This window comes from Rhizobium cerradonense (genome assembly GCF_030182455.1).
Classification (GTDB): domain Bacteria; phylum Pseudomonadota; class Alphaproteobacteria; order Rhizobiales; family Rhizobiaceae; genus Rhizobium.
The window spans coordinates 411,546-429,084 of sequence record NZ_JAQJCK010000003.1 but is presented as its reverse complement, the minus strand read 5'-3'; the positions used below and the strand labels follow the sequence as shown (position 1 = coordinate 429,084).

Genomic DNA, 17,539 nt, shown 5'->3' with positions numbered 1-17,539 from the left:
CCCTCGGTAGTCGCGATTCGTGACATCATAATGAAAGCTGCGACGCTGATTTTGGCAGCCATTAAGCACCGCCGAACGGTCTTATTTCAGGCTATTTCAGGCTTGCCTTGTTCAACATCGCCCATTGCAACAGCATGATCGTCTTGGCGTCGTAGATCTCGCCGGCTTCGATCATCGCCATGGTTTCGGCGAGCGGCACTTCGAGCACCTCGATATCCTCATGTTCGTGGGCAAGCCCGCCGCCGTTGCCGATGCGGTCCGTCGTATCGACCACAGCAGCAAAGAAATGAATGATCTCGGTAACAGCGCCCGGCGAGGTGAATGCCTTGAACAGGAAGCGGACATCACGGACGCGGAAGCCGGTTTCCTCCATTGCCTCGCGGCGGATCGCCTCTTCCGGATGATCACCGTCGAGCAAGCCGGCGGGTACCTCGATCATCCAGGCTGGAAAGCCGGTGAGATGGGCCGGCAGGCGGAATTGCCGCACGAGGATGACCGTTTCGCGCTTGGGGTCGTAGAGCAGAATGCAGGCGGCAGGCGTGCGGTGATAGATTTCCCGCTTCACCCGATGCGTCTCGCCCGTCGAATCCGTGTAGTCGATGTCGAAGCTGCTGAGCCGCGTCCATTGGTCCGAAAGCGTCTTCTCACTGACGATCTCGGCCTTCGCCTCGTCGAACTTGTTCATGCTCTATCCTTGCGCAGCCAGACCTTGTTGTCGTGAACAGCCGCGCCGCCATAAGGGGCAACAGGATCGGCGCCGGTCAGAACATTGATCCCTTCGCCGTCCACATGCGCCTTGTTCGGCCATAAGCCTTCGGCGATCAGCACGCCCGGCTTCACCTCGGCCGTGATGCGCGCATGAATGCGGATATCGCCCCTGAGATTGCCCAGCTGAACGAGGTCGCCATGGGCGATGTCCAGCGCTGCGGCATCCGCGGGATTGATCATAACTTCCGGGCGACCTTCCTTCTGGCGAGAGGTCTTCGTTTCCGCGAAGCTCGAGTTCAAGAAATTGCGCGACGGCGATGTGGCAAGCCGGAATGGATGATCGGGATCGGCAACTTCGATGACGTCAACCTGATCCGGAAACTCCGGCAGCGCGACATGAGGGCCGAGCAGGCCGACAGCTTCCGGCGGCCGGTTCGGAGCCGGCTGGTTGATCCAATCGGGACGGAAGCGGAACTTGCCATCGGGATGGGCGAAGCCATTGAGGAAATGCGCATCCTCGAAAGCCGGCTGACGATCGAACCATTTGTGTTCGAGGAAATGATCGTAATCCGGCAGACCGCTTCGCTCCAGAATGCGGTCGATCATCTCGCGGGCCGAAAATCCGAAGCCGGGACGATCGGCGACGCCGAGGCGCTTCGCCAGTTCCTCGATGACGAAGAGATTGCTACGCACCGTCGGTGGCGGCTCGACCAGCTTCGGGCCAAGCAGGATGTGGTTTTGCCCGCCGGCGCGGTAGATGTCGTCGTGCTCGACGAACATGGTGGCCGGGATGACGATATCGGCCATCTCGGCAGTATCGGTCATGAATTGTTCGTGCACGGCGACGAAGAGATCGTCGCGCGCAAAGCCGCGCTTCACCAGCCGCTGTTCCGGCGCGATGTTCACCGGATTGGTGTTTTGGATCAGCATCGCCGTCACGGGGCCGCGATGGCGCAAAGCGACGGCATCGCCGGTCAGTGCCCGGCCGATCTGCGACTGGTCGATCGTGCGGATATCCGGGTCCAGCATCGACCGGCCGGTCAGCTCGCTCGCGTCCATGCGGAAGATATCGCTGTTGGAATGAAAGGCGCCGCCGCCCTCATATTGCCAGGAGCCGAGCACGGTGGCGACGGAAGCTGCCGCGTGCATCGCGACCGCGCCGTTGCGCTGGCGGGTAAAGCCGTAGCCGAGGCGGAAATAGGTCTTCTTCGTCGTGCCGACCAGCTTGGCAAAGGCTTCGATCTCATCGACGGATAAGCCGGTGATCGCAGCCGCCCATTCCGGCGTCTTCGTCTTGAGATGCGCTTCGAGACCTGCCGGTTCGTCGGCAAATTTGGCCATATAGGCATGATCGGCATAGCCGTCGCGGAAGGCGATGTGCATGACGGCGCAGGCGAGCGCGGCATCCGTGCCCGGCTTGACGATGAGCGCTAAGTCGGCCTGTTTCATCGTCGGATTGTCGTAGATATCGATGACGACGATCTTGGCGCCGCGCTCCTTGCGCGACTTCACGGCATGGGTCATCACATTGACCTGGGTCGCGACCGCGTTTGTCCCCCAGATAACCACGCAATCGGTACGGCCCATCTCGCGCGGATCAGGACCACGCAGCGTGCCCGTCGCCATGGTGAAGCCGGTCCAGGCGGGGTTTGTGCAGATCGAGGAAAAGAAACCGGAATAGCGCTTGGCATGGCGCAGCCGATTGATGGAATCGCGCTGCACCCAGCCCATGGTGCCGGCATAGTAATAGGGCCAGATCGCTTCGCTGCCGTCTTTAGCCTCAGCCTTGACGAAAGCATCGGCAATTTCGTCCAGCGCGTCGTCCCAGGAGAGTTCCTGCCACTGGCCCTCTCCCTTCGCCCCGGCGCGGCGCAAGGGCTTCGTCAGCCGGTCCGGATGGTAAAGCCGTTCGGCATAACGGGCGACTTTGGCGCAGATGACGCCTGCGGTATAGGAATGATCGCCCGCGCCACGCACGCGGCCGATCCTGCCGTCCTCCGTCAGATCGATCTCCAACGCACAGGTGGAGGGACAGTCGTGCGGACAGGCCGTGTGGCCGACCGGGGATTTGGCGTGAATGGGGGTCGCAATGTTCATGCCGTTTGTATATTTCATGCCTTGTCCGGCCAAAAGGCATAATCTGGCCCATCGCAACAATTCATGCGGACTTCACCGACAATGAACTATCGGCATATCTACCACGCGGGCAATTTCGCCGATGTGCTGAAGCACGCGGTACTAGCCCGTCTCATCCGCTACATGCAGAACAAGGACAAGGCTTTCCGTGTTCTCGACACCCATGCAGGCATCGGGCTCTACGATCTCTCTTCGGAGGAGGCGCAGAAGACAGGCGAATGGCTGGATGGTATCGGCCGGCTGCTGAAAGCCGAACTTGTGCCGCAAGTGGCCAATCTGCTGGAGCCCTATCTGACCGCCGTCCGCGAGCTCAATCCCGAAGGTGGCCTGCGGTTCTATCCGGGCTCCCCGAAGCTTGCCCGCATGCTGTTCCGCCCACAGGACCGGTTATCGGCGATGGAGCTGCATCCGGAGGATTTCCAGCGGCTGCATCGGTTGTTCGAGGGCGATCACCATGCGCGCATCACCGAGCTCGATGGCTGGCTGGCGCTCGGCGCGCATCTGCCGCCGAAGGAGAAGCGCGGCATCGTGCTGGTCGATCCGCCGTTCGAAGAAGACGGCGAATATGAACGGCTGGCGGACGGACTTGCGAAAGCCTGGCGCCGCTTTCCCGGCGGCACCTATTGCCTATGGTATCCACTCAAGAAGGATGCACCGATCAAGGCTTTTCATGAGGCATTGCAGGCTTTGGAGATTCCGAAGATGCTCTGCGCCGAGCTGACGGTCAAAAGCGATCGCGGCTTCACCGGACTAACCGGCTCCGGCCTCATTATCGTCAATCCGCCATTTACGCTGAAGGACGAGCTGCATGCCTTGCTGCCGGCCCTGAAGGATATGCTGGCGCAAGACCGCTTCGCCTCGCAACGCGCCTTCTGGCTGCGCGGCGAACACTGATATTTCTTTCGCCCAGGTGATCCCATGAAGCTTCTCTGCTCGCCCGCTTCCCCCTTCTCCAGCAAGGTGCGGATGGCAGCCCGCCATCTCGGCATCGAGTTCACCGAAATCCATGTCGACACCAATGCCGGTCCGGCCCTGCTGGTCGACAACAATCCGCTCGGCAAGATTCCGACGCTGCTGACGGAAGACGGCGTGTCGATCTTCGACAGCCGCGCGATCATGCATCATTTCCATCGGCTGAAGGGCAAGACGCTTTATCCTGCCAAGGAGAGCAAACGCATAGACGCCGAGGTGCTGGAAGCGCTTTGCGACGGCACCAATGACTGCCTCCTGTCGATCGTCTACGAGCGGCGCTTGCGCGATCAGGACAAGCAGCATCAGCCATGGATCGACCGGCAGTGGACGAAAGTGAGCCGCGCGCTCGCCCACCTCAACGCCGAACCGCCGAAGATCGGCAAGAAACTGCATGGCGGGCATTTCGCTCTAGCGTCCATGATAGGCTATCTGCAACTGCGCTTCGAGGGACAGTGGGAAGCGGACCATGCTGACCTTATCGATTGGGCAAGCAAGTTCGAAAAACACTTTCCGGACTATCAGGCTATGAAGCCGCGGGCCTGACGGCGCCTCTCTTAGCCCTGGCGCGAACTGTCGATTTTGATGAAATCGACGAAGGCGCGCAAGGCGGTCGGCAACTGCCGGCGGCTTGGATAATAGAGAAAGAAGCCGGGATAATAGGGGCACCAGTCCTCCAGCACACGGATCAGCCGGCCATCCTTCAAAGCCGGCAGCGCGAGATCCTCGAACATGAACGCAAGACCGGAGCCGTTGACGGCGGCTTCGAACATCATGTCGAGGTCGCCGAGCGTCAGCGGCCCCTGTACCTCAATCTCCAGCTCAATGCCGCCGCGTTCGAATTCCCAACGATAGTAGGTGCCGCTCGGGAAACGATAGCGGATGCACGGGTGATCCTTCAGATCATGCGGCGTGACCGGTTTGGCGAAACGCTGAAAATGTTCGGGCGAACCGACGATCGCAGTCCGCTGGCGGGGGCCGATGGCGATGGCGATCATGTCGGCGGCGATGCTTTCGCCGAACCGCACGCCGGCATCGAAGCCGCCGGAAACCGTGTCCACGAGCGCATCGTCCGCCACGATTTCCATTTCGACAGCGGGATAAGCCCTCAGGAAACGGGATACGATCGGCAACAACACCATCTTGGCGGCGGGGCGCGGGGCGTTGATACGCAGCTTGCCATAGGGTTGGCCGCGGAATTTATCGAGATCCTCAAGCGCATCGTCGATATCGAGGAAGGCCGGGCGGATACGCTCGAACAGGCGCTCGCCGGCCTCCGTCAAGCCGACGCCGCGGGTGGTGCGATTGACCAACCGCACGTCCAGCCGTTCCTCGATCGCCCGCAGCGAATGGCTGAGCGCTGAAGCCGTCACGCCGAGTTCGACCGCGGCTTTGCGAAAGCTGCGGTGTTGGGCGATGGCCAGGAAAATTGCCAGATCGGTTGAACGGATGCGCCGCATTGATGAGATTTTCTCAGCACTTCAAGGAGGAGAAGATAGATTACCTCATCAGAGCCATCAAGCTATCTTTCCCCTGCAAGCAAATTCCGCGCACGGAATTGCAACCCCACGAAAGGAGAAAGTCATGCGCGTTTGGTTCATTACGGGTGCATCCCGCGGCTTCGGCGCCCTCATAGCTCAGGAAGCCCTCAAAGCCGGCGACGCCGTTGTCGCCACGGCCCGCAACCCCGCAGGCCTTGCGGAAAAGTTCGGCAATCATCCGAACCTCCTGCCCGTTGCCCTCGACGTTTCGAACGAGGCACAGGCCCATGAAGCGGCTGCAGAAGCCGTCAAGCGCTTCGGCCGGATCGACATTCTTCTCAACAATGCCGGCTACGGCCTGTTGGGTGCAGTTGAAGAGGCTACAGCCGAAGAAATCGAGAAGATCTATGCCACCAACGTCTTCGGCCTGCTGAAGGTCACGCGCGCCATCCTTCCGCACATGCGCCGCCAACGTTCCGGCCATGTGATCAACATGTCGTCGGTCGGTGGCTACCAGAGCTTTGCCGGTTGGGGCGTCTATTGCTCAACGAAATTCGCAGTCGAAGCTCTGTCCGAGGCAATGGCGTCGGAACTGCAGCCGCTGGGGATCAAGGTCACGGTTGTCGAACCCGGCTTCTTCCGGACCGACTTCCTTGACGAAAGCTCGCTCGCCGTCAGCCCGAGCTCGATTGGCGACTACAAGGACACGCCTGCCGGTGCGATGCGCGATTTCGCCGCCGGTCACAACCACGGCCAGCCCGGCGATCCGGCACGGCTTGCAAAGTCGATGATCACGCTTGCACATTCGGCCAACCCGCCGCTGCGCATGCCCTTCGGCTCCGATACGGTCGGCGTGATCGAGACCAAGAATGAATACGTCGTCAAGGAACTAGCCGACTGGCGCGAACTGGCCGTCTCGACGGACTTCCCGAAGGACGCCGCGTAAATATCAGAACCATGAAACGGAAAAAGCCGGGGCGAGAACCCCGGCTTTCGTTAGATTATGCCATCAAATTATCAGAACTTGACGCCGATACCGACCTTGACGCTCTGCTCGTCATAACCGCGCGAGAAGCTGCCGGAGTCGAGGTTGAAATCCTTCTTGCCGTAGTCGGTGTAACGGTACTCAAGACGAGCCGTGATGTTGTTGGTGATGAAGGTTTCAGCACCTGCACCGACCGTGTAGCCAACAGCCGTCTTGCTTTCAGACGAGGTAGCGTCCTCGAGCTTGTTCTGGCCGATTGCCAGACCGGCAGTGCCGTACAGCATGAACGGGTTGAAGTCGTAACCGATACGGCCGCGAACCGAGCCGTTTACGCCGTTCTTGGCGGTAAGGCCATTGCGGGTCGAGTCGGAGTCGGCGTAGCCGAGGTCGCCTTCAACACCATATACGATCTGGCCCTGCTGCCAGTTGTAGCCGGTGAAAGCCTCACCGCCGAAAGCGTAGGAGTTGCCGTTGTGATTGAAGTGGCCGGCATTCCAGTCGCCAGCACCACCGATGTAGAAACCGGCCCAGTTGTTGACAACCGGCGGAGCCTCCTGGGCGACGGGCGGCTGCGGAACCTGCTCCACAGCGTCGGCTGCATGAGCCGCGGTGAAGCCGCCGAGGGCGAAACCAGAGACCATGAGGGTCGTGATGAGAGTACGCATACTTTTCTCCTTTCAGTCCCGTGTTCTTCGTCTACTGATGACCTCGAAGCACCACGAGCAATTACAAGATGTCCCTCCCGGATCGGGACTGAAATTGGAATGCAAATGAGGAATTCGAAGAGCTAAAATATGATATCATTGTGGCGCAGAGGTGGCTGAATTTCGATGTTGCTTGAGCGCAACAGACGAATTGTTAACCCTAATGCTTGGTTAAAGCATGTATACTTATTTTAATCGAAATATAACTGAAGTTTTACATAGGTCGCCGCTGCGGATCTCCGTGCAGAAGCATCTTTTCATATGGTGTATCGACGACCTATATGAGTGCCAGTTGGGTAATGGCGACGAAAAGGCAGCATCTTGAGCCAGGAAAAACTACGCACAGCGCTTATATCAGGTGCATCAAAAAGAATAGGCCGGGCAATCGCAGAGGATTTGTCGGCTAACGGCTTTGCGGTGGCGCTGCATGCCAATCAATCGTTCGCCGAGGCAACCGAAGTCGTGGCGAAATTGCGGCAACAGGGCAGAAAGGCAATTGCGATCAAGGCCGACCTGCAAAATTCGGCGGAAACATCGACGCTGATCGAAAGGGCCGTTTCGGAGCTTGGACCGCTGGATCTCCTGGTCAACAACGCCTCCGTTTTTCAGGGTGATTCCGCCGACAACTTCGACGCCGAAGCCTTCGACGCGCATTTTGCCGTGCATGTCCGCGCGCCCTCCATCCTCGCCGCGGATTTCGTGCGGCAGCTTCCGGAAGGCATCCCGGGGTTGATCGTCAACATTGTCGATCAGCGCGTCTGGGCGCTGAACCCACGCTTCTATTCCTATACCTTGTCGAAGGCCGCCCTGTGGACGGCGACCCAGACGATGGCGCAGACCTTTGCGCCGCGCATCCGCGTCAACGCCATCGGCCCCGGTCCGACGGTGCGCAGCGTCCGACAGACGGAAGAGGACTTCCAAGCGCAGATCGATGGTCTCATATTGAAGGCTGCGCCCGGCCTCGAGGAATTCGGTCGCACCGTCCGCTTTCTTTTTGACACGCCTTCGATCACGGGCCAAATGATAGCGCTCGATGGTGGCCAGCATCTTGCCTGGGAAACGCCCGATGTGTCGGAGAGCATGGAATGAACGGACGAAAGCTGCCCGACGGCGGCATTCTCTATGACGAATCAGAGGACATTGAGGACGACATCGAGGTGGAAGCCGATGCCGGCGCTTCCCCCGTCGTGCCCGTCGACTGGAACGAAGGCGGGAAGAATGAAACCGGCCTTCAGGGCGCGGAACTGATCGCAGAATTCGTCAAGCGCCTGCCGAACAATCCCGGCGTCTATCGCATGTTCAACGAAGCCGGCGACGTGCTCTATGTCGGCAAGGCGCGCAGCCTGAAGAAGCGTGTTGCCAACTACGCGATGGGCCGCGTGCATTCCAACCGCATCGCCCGCATGGTGCGCGAAACCGCCAATATGGAGTTCGTCACCACCCGCACCGAGACCGAAGCGCTGCTGCTGGAAGCGAATCTGATCAAGCGCTTACGGCCGCGCTTCAACGTATTGCTGCGGGACGACAAGTCCTTTCCCTATATTCTCATCACCGGCGATCATCGGGCACCGGCGATCTTCAAGCATCGCGGCGCGCGTGCCCGCAAGGGTGAGTATTTCGGCCCCTTCGCGTCAGCGGGCGCCGTCGGCCGCACCATCAATTCGCTGCAACGCGCCTTCCTGATCCGCACCTGCACCGACAGCGTTTTCGAGACCCGGACCCGACCCTGCCTGCTCTATCAGATCAAGCGCTGCTCAGGGCCTTGCACCCGCGAGATCAGCGATGAGGGCTATGCGGAGCTGGTGCAGGAGGCGAAGGACTTTCTCTCCGGCAAGAGCCAGAACGTGAAAGCCCATATGGCGGAGGCGATGAACGCTGCCGCTGAGGATCTCGATTTCGAGCGCGCCGCCGTCTATCGCGACCGGCTGGCGGCGCTGTCGCATGTGCAAAGCCATCAGGGCATCAATCCCGCCGGCGTCGAAGAAGCCGACGTCTTTGCCATCCATCACGAGGGCGGCATTTCCTGCATCCAGGTCTTCTTCTTCCGCACCGGGCAGAACTGGGGCAACCGCGCCTATTTCCCGAAGGCTGACCCGTCGCTTTCCGGCGCCGAAGTGCTGAATGCGTTTCTGGCGCAATTCTACGACGACAAGCCGGTGCCGAGGCAGATCCTGCTATCGGAGACGGTCGAGGAAATCGAGCTGCTGGCAGCAGCGCTCGGCGAAAAGGCCGGGCACAAGGTCACGATCCTGGTGCCGCAGCGCGGCGAGAAGCGCGACCTCGTCGATCACGTCGTTGCCAATGCCCGCGAAGCGCATGGCCGCAAGCTTGCCGAGACCGCCTCACAATCGCGGCTGCTCGAAGGCTTCAAGGAGACATTCCAGCTTCCCTATGTGCCGCAACGCATCGAGATCTATGACAACTCGCACATCATGGGCACGAATGCGGTTGGCGGTATGGTGGTGGCTGGGCCGGAAGGGTTCGTCAAAGGCCAATACCGCAAGTTCAACATCAAATCGACCGACATCACGCCCGGCGACGATTTCGGCATGATGCGCGAAGTCATGACCCGGCGCTTTTCTCGCCTGCTGAAGGAAGAGGGCAAGCCGGACCGCAGCCCGAATACGGAGAGCGCAGCCGTTGACGCTGCGGATCAGCCCTTCCCCGCTTGGCCGGACGTCATCCTCATCGATGGCGGCCAAGGACAGATGACAGCGGTGCGCGCCATTCTCGAGGAGCTCGGAATTACCGACAGCGTCATCGCCATCGGCGTCGCCAAGGGTGTCGACCGCGATGCCGGACGCGAGCGCTTCTTTGCGCCCGCCCGCGAGAGCTTCACCCTGCCGCCCCGTGATCCCGTGCTCTACTTCATCCAGCGCCTGCGCGACGAGGCCCATCGTTTTGCCATCGGCTCGCATCGAGCACGCAGCAAGAAGGAAATGGTGAAAAACCCGCTGGACGAAATCGGCGGCATCGGCCCTTCGCGCAAGCGGGCGCTGCTGCAGCATTTCGGCACCGCAAAGGCCGTGTCGCGCGCGGCCCTATCCGACCTGATGGCCGTCGAAGGCATATCCGAAGCCGTGGCGCGGCAGGTCTATAACCATTTTCACGAGGACGCCGCGAAATAAGAAAAGCTGGTCGCAAATTCCACGCAATGACGGTGAAAAAACAGAAACAATATTGACGGCAAGCTCCTCAAACCGCCATCTAAGGCATGATCTCAAGAGGTGCGGGACGGTTTTTGGATAAGATCATGCTAAATCAAATAGCTGGAACGAGATGACGCCTTGGGGGAAGGCTATTTTAGTCCGGTGAAACAACTGAAACGAAACGATTTCCATGGCTTCGCGCGCATATAGCATTCCCAATCTGCTCACCTATGGCCGCATTCTCTGCGTGCCGTTGATCGTCCTGTGCTTCTTCGTCGAAGGCAAACTGGAGGGGTCCGATTTCGCGCGCTGGGTGGCGCTGTGGATTTTCATCATCGCCTCGATCACCGATTTTCTGGACGGCTATCTCGCGCGCATCTGGAATCAGACGTCGAATATCGGCCGCATGCTGGACCCGATCGCCGACAAGCTGCTGGTCTCGGCGATCCTGCTGCTGGTCGCTGCCGACGGCACGATCGCCGGCTGGTCGCTCTGGGCTGCCATCATCATCCTTTGCCGCGAAATTCTCGTCTCGGGCCTGCGCGAGTATCTGGCGGCGCTGAAGGTCAGCGTGCCGGTGACGCGCATCGCCAAATGGAAAACGACCGCTCAGCTCGTCGCCATCGCCTTCCTGCTGGCTGGGCCGGCCGGCGACAAGGTGATACCCTATACGACGGAGATGGGCATTGTCCTGCTCTGGGTCGCAGCGCTACTGACCATCTACACCGGCTACGACTATTTCCGCGCCGGCTTGAAGCATGTGGTGGATGAGGAATGATGACGAAGCTCGTCTATTTCGCCTGGGTACGTGAGCGGATTGGCAAGGGAGAAGAAGAGATTTCTCTTCCCGCCGAGGTGATCACCGTTGGCGATCTCTTGAATCATTTGAAGAGCTTGGGCGAGGAATACGAGACGGCGCTTCAATTTCCGGAGGCGATCCGCGTCGCCATCGATATGGAACATGCCGATCATGACGAACCGATTGCCGGGGCGCGCGAGATTGGATTGTTCCCGCCGATGACGGGTGGGTGACGACCATGGCTGCCGGGCCGTTTGTCAGGGTTCAAAGCGACGATTTCGACCTTCAGGCCGAGATCGACCGCCTGACCGAAGGACGGCATGATATCGGCGCTGTCGTGACCTTTTCCGGCCTCTGCCGCGACGAAGGCGGCATGCTCGACGCTCTCGAACTCGAACACTATCCCGGCATGGCGGAGGCGGAAATCACCCGCATCGCGACGCTCGCCATCGAACGCTTCGAGCTTCGCGGCCTGACCGCCATCCATCGCTACGGCAAAATTGCGCCGGGAGAAAACATCGTCCTCGTCATCGCCGCCGCCTCGCATCGGCAAGCTGCCTTTGACGGCGCCAATTTCGTCATGGACTTTTTGAAGACTTCGGCGCCCTTCTGGAAGAAGGAACATGCAAAAGACGGCAGGCAAGGCGATTGGGTTTCGGCCAAGGATGCGGACGATGCCGCGCGGGCCAAATGGGCCGATAAAGAATAGGCTTTAGAGCGCAATTGCTCTACGGGGCCACACGCTCCCGCCGGCTCAACACCAGCAGCAGGACGAGCAACGAGAAGATCACGAAATCGCGCCAGAGGAACGGCCCGTAGGCGCCCCACATGGTCTCGAAAAGGCCGAGCAATGCCGCGCCACCCGCCGATTTCAGCGGATCGGAATAACCGCCGACAGCGGCAATCATCAGCACCTTCAGCCCGAACATCAGCCCGGCGCCGAAATCCATCGTGCCGTAATAGCAAGTCGCCAGCAGGCCGCAGGCGGTTGCGACCAATGCCGAGGCCATATACGCCAGGAGAAAGACGCGGTTGGCACTTGTGCCGCAAAGCTCGGCCGCCAGCGCATCATCCGTCACCGCCCGCCAGATGCGCCCCCATCCGGTATATCTCAGCACATAGGCGCCCCCGAGGATCACCACAACCATTAGCGCCGTATTGATGAGCTGGATCTCGGTCAGCGTCACCCGGAAATTGCCGCTGTCCCAGAAGACGATCATCTCATTGAGGAAAGGCGGTAGCCAAATACCGCGTGTATTGGAGGCCAGTCGCGCAGTCTCCATCAATATGATCATCATTCCGAGGGCTGCGACGATGATCGTATTGGGCGATTTGCGCGACAGCGGCAGCATGACCGAACGGCCGATGAGGAAGCTCGTCCCCAGCGTATAGGCGAGCGCAATGACAGCGCCGAAGGCGAGTGCGGCCGGAAGAATGAGAAACATCCTCGTGTAGCCGACGTCGGTGAACAGGACCAGCATCTGGCCGGCAAAGGCGAACAGCGCGCCATAGGTGATATCGGCCCGCTTCATCACACCGAAAGCAACGGCATAGCCGAAAGCCAGCGCCGCATAGAGTGCGGCAAGCGGAACGGCATTTGCCAATTGCTGCAGGAGATAGGCCATGGAACCTCCGGATATCGACGAATAGTAACTAGTAAAATCCATTTTACTAGTTATAATTTTGAGCATGAGCTTTTCCTGGACCCCACATCGGTTTTCCGGCGGCGCACTGGCGCTGGACGTCGCCAACAGCGTCATAATGCGCCACGACGATGAGCGGCGCACCGATCGTTTCGAGGCGCCGGGGCAGATGGAAAGCTTTCCGAAAGCGGCGATGAATTTCTGCGCCGAGCGGGCCTTGTTCGGCGATATCCTGCCGGTGAGGCAGGAGAATAGATCCGGCTTTCTCGATCTGCGTGAAGCGATCGATCGCTATTTTCGCGCCCGCATCCTCGACCGTGACGCCGACGCGCTGTTGGCCGATCTGCTGGAGGCGCTGTCGAAGGTGCTGCGTCGGGCCACCTCGCCCGATGGGCTCGACGCCGCGACGGTGCATTCGACGCTGCGGCTCATTGCCATGCCTGATCCGGACCGCATGAAAATCTGCCGCAACTGCGGCTGGCTGTTCATCGACCGCAGCAAGAACAAAAGCCGGGCCTGGTGCGACATGGCGGTCTGCGGCAACCGCGCCAAGGCGAACCGGCACTATCGCCGCAAGAAGGAGGAGAGTGCGCCATGAGAACCCAGGCGATCGTCTTGATGGCCGCAATTGCGGGCCTTGCGCTTGCCGGCTGTCAGCGGCAGGCCGACAACGGTCCGACCGAACTCAGCGGCCGGCTCTTCGTCTTCAACTATCGCGTCGCGAGCGCGAGCTACATGATCACGCTGAAGAAGATCGCGCCGATCCCGGAGGGCACGACGGCGGTCGCAGAATTCGAAAACCCGATGGGCGGCGATCCACTGGTGGTGCGGGAGAAGATCTATACGTTCTGGGACAAGATCACGCTCGAAAGCCCGGATCTGCGCTGCGTGCGAAAGGACCGCCCCTATTCCGTCTCGATCAAGCTGGTCGATGCCAGCGACAAGACGATCCAGATCATCAAGACCGAGGTGAAATCCGATCTCGACCAGACCGTGCTGCCGACGAGGCCGCTCGTGGTCGGCCCGAGCTATACAAAGAACCCGGATGTCTTCAAAGCCGATGGCAGCATAGACTATGGCCACGACCAGGCCTGCCCGGCATGAAAAAGCCGGAGCGCAAGACCCCGGCTTTCTTCTATGAATTCAATTGCTTCAGCGCGCAGGCTGAATGACTGATTCAGCCGACGATTTCGGTTTCGGAGAACCAGTAGGCGATTTCGATCGCAGCGGTTTCCGGAGCGTCCGAGCCGTGAACGGAGTTTTCGCCGATCGACAGAGCATGGATCTTGCGGATCGTGCCTTCGGCAGCGTTGGCCGGGTTGGTCGCGCCCATGATTTCGCGGTTCTTCAGGATGGCGCCTTCGCCTTCCAGAACCTGAACGACGGTCGGGCCGGAGGTCATGCCTTCGACGAGCTCGCCGAAGAAGGGACGGTCCTTATGAACGGCGTAGAAGCCTTCGGCTTCGCGCTTGCTCATCCAAACGCGCTTGGAAGCGATGACGCGCAGGCCATTGTCCTCAAAAATCTTGGTGATGGCGCCGGTCAGGTTACGCTTGGTTGCGTCCGGCTTGATCATCGAAAAAGTGCGTTCAATCGCCATGGGTCACGTCCTTGTCGTCAGAGAAAAGTGGGCGGTCTTTACCCGCCCCACAGCCTGAAAACAAGGGGGACGCGCCAATTTCACGCTGCTGTCACACTCAGGATGCCCGATTCGGAGCGAGACTGACGGCCAGTTGACAACCCATCAGCAAATTTCGTGGGCGCCATCAGCCCCATTTACTCCTTTCCATTTTATGCTTGCTTCATTGCTTTTGGAGGAAGGCCGGGATGCTGAGACATTACAGAATGTTCGCCGATTACAACCGCTGGGCCAACGCCCTGCTTTACGATGCCGCCGCTGAGCTCAGCGATGCCGAGTATCGCGAGGACCGAGGCGCCTTTTTCGGCTCGCTGCACGGCACGCTCAATCACATTCTGGTCGGCGATCGCGCCTGGATGCATCGCTTCACCGGCATCGGCGAAATGCCGGCAGCCTTGGACATCATATTGCACGACAATCTTACGGATCTTCGTGCCGCTCGCGAGGCTGAGGACCGGCGCATCATCGATTGGATGGACACGCTCGATGATGAGGCGCTTGCTGCCGACATCACCTACACGCCGATTACCCGGCCAGGTGTCATCACCCATCCGTTGATGCCGGCGCTCACTCATTTCTTCAACCATCAGACCCACCACCGCGGCCAATGCCACATGATACTGACGGCAATGGGCAAACCGTCGCTAAGTCTCGATCTGATTTATTTCGTGCGCACGGACGGAAAGCGCTGGATGTGAAGCAGGGCGCGAGCCAGCATTCCCCAATACAGTTTGGCGTTGTTCGACTGTCTAATTTTATTGCAATATCCCGCCAGTATGACGTTCTGTTCATGTTGCCTTAACCTGCGCACCTGCAATTTGCGAAATATATCAGGTAGCGGATCATCAGAGAGCAGGCATGAAGAGTTCGCAGGCAGGTGTTTCAGCATATCCCATCGGCAATGACGACAGCGAGGCAGCGACCGACCTCGAGATGATCGGCCGCCATATGGCCAAGCTGAAAGTCAAAGCCCTGCCGCGCAATTACCAGCTTTTCCATGAAGCGCTCCACGGTTCGGATCGCAAGATCGCCAGCGAGATCGCAGCGCTTGGCCCCGCCCCCTCGCAAGCCAGCCTCGACGATATCGGCTTGAAACATCGCCTCGTCAGCCATTGCGGCCTGGTCGCGCGGAAATCCGAGGCGGATGCGGCCGAGATGCTGCGCGAAGTCGCCGCGCAACTGGCTGAGGGGCTGATGAAGAAACAGTGCTTTGCCCGCGAGATCGAAACGGCGCCGCATGTCGCCGCCGCCATGGACAGTCTCAACGCGTCACTGAGCAACCTGCTGCTTTACGAAACCGAGCTGACGGAGCGGCTGAGAGACTGCGCCGGCCTGCCGTCGCGAGCGGGCGGCACCCGCGCCTAAGCGCTCCGGCTCTTGCCTTCGGCGCGGAGTTCGGCCAAAACCGCGCCATGATTTCGATTTCCGATCTTTCCGCCCGCATTGCCGGCCGCCTCCTCATCGACCATGCCAGCGTGACGCTTCCGGCGGGCACGAAGGCGGGGCTTGTCGGCAAGAACGGCGCCGGCAAGTCGACATTGTTCCGTGTGATCACCGGCGATCTTGCCGCCGAAAGCGGCTCGGTCTCCATTCCGCGCAATGCCCGCATCGGCCAGGTGGCGCAGGAAGCGCCGGGTACCGAGGAGCCGCTGATCGAGATCGTTCTGAAGGCCGACAAGGAACGCACCGCCCTGCTCACGGAAGCCGAAACGGCGACCGATCCGCATCGCATCGCCGACATCCAGACGCGCCTTGCCGATATCGGCGCCCATTCGGCCGAAGCGCGCGCCGCCAGCATTCTCGCCGGCCTCGGCTTTGACCATGAGGCACAGCACCGACCCGCCTCCTCCTTTTCCGGCGGCTGGCGCATGCGCGTGGCGCTCGCAGCGGTACTTTTCTCCGAGCCGGACCTGCTGCTGCTCGACGAGCCGACCAACTATCTCGACCTCGAAGGCACGCTCTGGCTGGAAGATTACATCCGCCGCTATCCGCACACGGTCATCATCATCTCGCATGACCGCGATCTTCTGAACACGGCCGTCAATTCCATCGTCCATCTCGATCAAAAGAAGCTGACCTTCTATCGCGGCTCCTACGACCAGTTCGAGCGGCAAAAGGCGGAGGCCGACGAGCTGCAGATGAAGGCGAAGGCGAAGAACGAGGCGGCGCGCAAGCACCTGCAGAGTTTCATCGATCGCTTCAAGGCCAAGGCAACCAAGGCCCGGCAGGCGCAATCGCGTGTCAAGGCGCTGGAACGCATGGGCACGGTCGCCGCCGTCATCGAAGATCATGTGATGGGCTTCAGCTTTCCGGAGCCGGAAAAGCAGGCAGCGTCGCCGATCATCGCCGTCACTGGCGGCGCGGTCGGCTACGAGCCCGGCAAGCCGATCCTGAAACGCCTCAACCTGCGCATCGACGCCGACGACCGCATCGCCCTGCTCGGCTCCAACGGCAACGGCAAGTCCACCTTCGCGAAATTCGTCTCCGGCCGCCTCGATGCCGAAAGCGGCGATGTGAAGCTGGCGCCGAACCTGAAGATCGGCTTCTTTGCCCAGCATCAGCTTGACGATCTCGTGCCCAACCAGACCGCCGTCGAGCATGTGCGGCGCCGCATGCCCGACGCGCCGGAAGCGAAGGTGCGCGCCCGCGTCGCCCAGATGGGCCTTGCGACCGAGAAGATGGACACGCAGGTGAAGGATCTCTCCGGCGGCGAGAAAGCGCGGCTGTTGATGGGGCTTGCCGCCTTCGATGCACCGAATCTTCTGATCCTCGACGAACCGACCAACCATCTCGACATCGACAGCCGCAATGCGCTGATTCAGGCGCTGAACGACTATTCCGGCGCGGTCATCCTGATTTCGCACGATCGCCACCTCATCGAGGCCACTGTCGACCAGCTGTGGCTCGTGCGCGACGGCACGGTTGCCACCTTCGACGGCGACCTGGAGGACTATCGCAGCCTCGTCGTCGCCAGTCCCAAGCCGAGGGACGACAAGGGTAAGACCAATGGCGCTGACGATTCCGTCTCCAAGGCGGATCAGCGCAAGCTCAATGCCGACCGCCGCGCCTCGCTGGCACCGCTCAAGAAAAAGATCAACGAAATCGAATCCTTGACCGGCAAGCTGGAGAAACTGATTCAGGCGCTTGATGCGGAACTTGCAGATCCCGCCCTCTATGAGAAGGCACCTGCAAAGGCGGCCGAGAAAGCCAAGCAACGCTCCGACGCGGCGGAAAAGCTTGCAGCCGCGGAAGAGCAATGGCTTGAGCTTTCGTCTGAATATGAAAGCGGGATGGCCGGCTAGAGCATCCCGCATCACCAACAAACG

19 protein-coding genes are annotated in these 17,539 nt (G+C 60.2%); 13 read left to right on the top strand and 6 right to left on the bottom strand.

Features of this window, described 5'->3' with window-relative positions; translation table 11 throughout:
• Positions 1-91: 91 nt before the first annotated feature.
• Positions 92-685: an NUDIX domain-containing protein gene (locus PH547_RS09700; RefSeq protein ID WP_104822595.1), complete on the bottom strand. Its 594-nt coding sequence runs from the start codon at positions 683-685 to the stop codon at positions 92-94.
• Positions 682-2,823 (bottom strand): molybdopterin-containing oxidoreductase family protein, encoded by a 2,142-nt coding sequence (locus PH547_RS09695; RefSeq protein ID WP_104822594.1) that lies wholly within the window; start codon positions 2,821-2,823, stop codon positions 682-684. Before PH547_RS09695 ends, PH547_RS09700 begins: the two co-directional genes overlap by 4 nt.
• 63 nt (positions 2,824-2,886) lie before the next feature.
• On the opposite strand from PH547_RS09695, the gene PH547_RS09690 reads away from it, so the two are divergent.
• Positions 2,887-3,738 carry a 23S rRNA (adenine(2030)-N(6))-methyltransferase RlmJ gene (locus tag PH547_RS09690; RefSeq protein WP_104822593.1) on the top strand — a complete coding sequence of 284 codons (852 nt, stop codon included), beginning with the start codon at positions 2,887-2,889 and terminating at the stop codon, positions 3,736-3,738.
• A gap of 24 nt (positions 3,739-3,762) precedes the next feature.
• The gene (locus PH547_RS09685; RefSeq protein WP_104822592.1) at positions 3,763-4,359 is read left to right on the top strand and encodes a glutathione S-transferase; all 597 of its coding nucleotides are present in this window, start codon (positions 3,763-3,765) and stop codon (positions 4,357-4,359) included.
• Between the two features lie 11 nt (positions 4,360-4,370).
• Here the strand turns inward: PH547_RS09685 and PH547_RS09680 are convergent, their stop codons facing one another.
• A complete protein-coding gene (locus PH547_RS09680) occupies positions 4,371-5,273 on the bottom strand; it encodes a LysR family transcriptional regulator (RefSeq protein ID WP_104822591.1) in 903 nt (300 codons plus the stop codon).
• 124 nt (positions 5,274-5,397) lie between these two features.
• Here PH547_RS09680 and PH547_RS09675 point away from each other — a divergent pair, with 124 nt between their 5' ends.
• Positions 5,398-6,240, top strand: coding sequence for an oxidoreductase (locus PH547_RS09675; RefSeq protein ID WP_104822590.1), 843 nt, complete (start codon positions 5,398-5,400; stop codon positions 6,238-6,240).
• 71 nt (positions 6,241-6,311) lie between these two features.
• Here the strand turns inward: PH547_RS09675 and PH547_RS09670 are convergent, their stop codons facing one another.
• Positions 6,312-6,944, bottom strand: coding sequence for an outer membrane protein (locus tag PH547_RS09670; RefSeq protein WP_104822589.1), 633 nt, complete (start codon positions 6,942-6,944; stop codon positions 6,312-6,314).
• Positions 6,945-7,304: 360 nt separating this feature from the next.
• On the opposite strand from PH547_RS09670, the gene PH547_RS09665 reads away from it, so the two are divergent.
• From PH547_RS09665 to PH547_RS09645, 5 genes are all read left to right on the top strand, one after another.
• Complete coding sequence (locus tag PH547_RS09665; protein ID WP_104822588.1) at positions 7,305-8,072, top strand: SDR family oxidoreductase; 768 nt, start codon at positions 7,305-7,307, stop codon at positions 8,070-8,072.
• Positions 8,069-10,111, top strand: a complete 2,043-nt coding sequence (gene uvrC, locus PH547_RS09660) for an excinuclease ABC subunit UvrC (protein ID WP_285168152.1) — start codon at positions 8,069-8,071, stop codon at positions 10,109-10,111. The genes PH547_RS09665 and uvrC overlap by 4 nt, the downstream gene beginning before the upstream one ends.
• A 211-nt stretch (positions 10,112-10,322) precedes the next feature.
• Positions 10,323-10,910 carry a CDP-diacylglycerol--glycerol-3-phosphate 3-phosphatidyltransferase gene (gene pgsA / locus PH547_RS09655; RefSeq protein WP_104822586.1) on the top strand — a complete coding sequence of 196 codons (588 nt, stop codon included), beginning with the start codon at positions 10,323-10,325 and terminating at the stop codon, positions 10,908-10,910.
• Entirely contained in the window at positions 10,910-11,164 is a 255-nt protein-coding gene (moaD, locus tag PH547_RS09650) for a molybdopterin converting factor subunit 1 (protein ID WP_104825044.1), read from the top strand. The genes pgsA and moaD overlap by 1 nt, the downstream gene beginning before the upstream one ends.
• Positions 11,165-11,169: 5 nt before the next feature.
• On the top strand, positions 11,170-11,640 hold the full coding sequence (locus PH547_RS09645; protein ID WP_104822585.1) for a molybdenum cofactor biosynthesis protein MoaE: 471 nt from the start codon (positions 11,170-11,172) through the stop codon (positions 11,638-11,640).
• A gap of 19 nt (positions 11,641-11,659) precedes the next feature.
• Here the strand turns inward: PH547_RS09645 and PH547_RS09640 are convergent, their stop codons facing one another.
• A complete protein-coding gene (locus PH547_RS09640; protein WP_104822584.1) occupies positions 11,660-12,556 on the bottom strand; it encodes a branched-chain amino acid ABC transporter permease in 897 nt (298 codons plus the stop codon).
• Positions 12,557-12,620: 64 nt separating this feature from the next.
• On the opposite strand from PH547_RS09640, the gene PH547_RS09635 reads away from it, so the two are divergent.
• Both PH547_RS09635 and PH547_RS09630 read left to right on the top strand, forming a co-directional pair.
• Positions 12,621-13,172: a CGNR zinc finger domain-containing protein gene (locus PH547_RS09635; protein WP_104822583.1), complete on the top strand. Its 552-nt coding sequence runs from the start codon at positions 12,621-12,623 to the stop codon at positions 13,170-13,172.
• Entirely contained in the window at positions 13,169-13,678 is a 510-nt protein-coding gene (locus PH547_RS09630) for a hypothetical protein (RefSeq protein WP_104822582.1), read from the top strand. Before PH547_RS09635 ends, PH547_RS09630 begins: the two co-directional genes overlap by 4 nt.
• Before the next feature lie 73 nt (positions 13,679-13,751).
• Here the strand turns inward: PH547_RS09630 and ndk are convergent, their stop codons facing one another.
• Positions 13,752-14,174 (bottom strand): nucleoside-diphosphate kinase, encoded by a 423-nt coding sequence (ndk, locus tag PH547_RS09625; RefSeq protein WP_104822581.1) that lies wholly within the window; start codon positions 14,172-14,174, stop codon positions 13,752-13,754.
• Positions 14,175-14,401: 227 nt separating this feature from the next.
• Here ndk and PH547_RS09620 point away from each other — a divergent pair, with 227 nt between their 5' ends.
• The 3 genes from PH547_RS09620 to PH547_RS09610 all read left to right on the top strand — a co-directional run bounded on the left by PH547_RS09620 (position 14,402) and on the right by PH547_RS09610 (position 17,515).
• Positions 14,402-14,911, top strand: a complete 510-nt coding sequence (locus PH547_RS09620) for a DinB family protein (RefSeq protein WP_104822580.1) — start codon at positions 14,402-14,404, stop codon at positions 14,909-14,911.
• A gap of 160 nt (positions 14,912-15,071) precedes the next feature.
• Complete coding sequence (locus tag PH547_RS09615) at positions 15,072-15,578, top strand: hypothetical protein (protein ID WP_260303644.1); 507 nt, start codon at positions 15,072-15,074, stop codon at positions 15,576-15,578.
• Between the two features lie 47 nt (positions 15,579-15,625).
• The gene (locus PH547_RS09610; protein WP_104822578.1) at positions 15,626-17,515 is read left to right on the top strand and encodes an ABC-F family ATP-binding cassette domain-containing protein; all 1,890 of its coding nucleotides are present in this window, start codon (positions 15,626-15,628) and stop codon (positions 17,513-17,515) included.
• Positions 17,516-17,539: the final 24 nt, after the last annotated feature.

Excerpts from the sequence above, each read along its gene's own strand:
- PH547_RS09620 (WP_104822580.1), top strand. The coding sequence starts at position 14,402 with ATGCTGAGACATTACAGAATGTTCGCCGATTACAACCGCTGGGCCAAC.
- uvrC (WP_285168152.1), top strand. The coding sequence starts at position 8,069 with ATGAACGGACGAAAGCTGCCCGACGGCGGCATTCTCTATGACGAATCA.
- PH547_RS09630 (WP_104822582.1), top strand. The coding sequence starts at position 13,169 with ATGAGAACCCAGGCGATCGTCTTGATGGCCGCAATTGCGGGCCTTGCG.
- PH547_RS09615 (WP_260303644.1), top strand. The coding sequence starts at position 15,072 with ATGAAGAGTTCGCAGGCAGGTGTTTCAGCATATCCCATCGGCAATGAC.
- PH547_RS09700 (WP_104822595.1), bottom strand. The coding sequence starts at position 685 with ATGAACAAGTTCGACGAGGCGAAGGCCGAGATCGTCAGTGAGAAGACG.
- PH547_RS09695 (WP_104822594.1), bottom strand. The coding sequence starts at position 2,823 with ATGAAATATACAAACGGCATGAACATTGCGACCCCCATTCACGCCAAA.
- PH547_RS09610 (WP_104822578.1), top strand. The coding sequence starts at position 15,626 with ATGATTTCGATTTCCGATCTTTCCGCCCGCATTGCCGGCCGCCTCCTC.
- pgsA (WP_104822586.1), top strand. The coding sequence starts at position 10,323 with ATGGCTTCGCGCGCATATAGCATTCCCAATCTGCTCACCTATGGCCGC.
- PH547_RS09690 (WP_104822593.1), top strand. The coding sequence starts at position 2,887 with ATGAACTATCGGCATATCTACCACGCGGGCAATTTCGCCGATGTGCTG.
- PH547_RS09645 (WP_104822585.1), top strand. The coding sequence starts at position 11,170 with ATGGCTGCCGGGCCGTTTGTCAGGGTTCAAAGCGACGATTTCGACCTT.
- PH547_RS09635 (WP_104822583.1), top strand. The coding sequence starts at position 12,621 with ATGAGCTTTTCCTGGACCCCACATCGGTTTTCCGGCGGCGCACTGGCG.
- PH547_RS09640 (WP_104822584.1), bottom strand. The coding sequence starts at position 12,556 with ATGGCCTATCTCCTGCAGCAATTGGCAAATGCCGTTCCGCTTGCCGCA.
- PH547_RS09670 (WP_104822589.1), bottom strand. The coding sequence starts at position 6,944 with ATGCGTACTCTCATCACGACCCTCATGGTCTCTGGTTTCGCCCTCGGC.
- moaD (WP_104825044.1), top strand. The coding sequence starts at position 10,910 with ATGACGAAGCTCGTCTATTTCGCCTGGGTACGTGAGCGGATTGGCAAG.
- PH547_RS09680 (WP_104822591.1), bottom strand. The coding sequence starts at position 5,273 with ATGCGGCGCATCCGTTCAACCGATCTGGCAATTTTCCTGGCCATCGCC.
- PH547_RS09675 (WP_104822590.1), top strand. The coding sequence starts at position 5,398 with ATGCGCGTTTGGTTCATTACGGGTGCATCCCGCGGCTTCGGCGCCCTC.
- ndk (WP_104822581.1), bottom strand. The coding sequence starts at position 14,174 with ATGGCGATTGAACGCACTTTTTCGATGATCAAGCCGGACGCAACCAAG.
- PH547_RS09685 (WP_104822592.1), top strand. The coding sequence starts at position 3,763 with ATGAAGCTTCTCTGCTCGCCCGCTTCCCCCTTCTCCAGCAAGGTGCGG.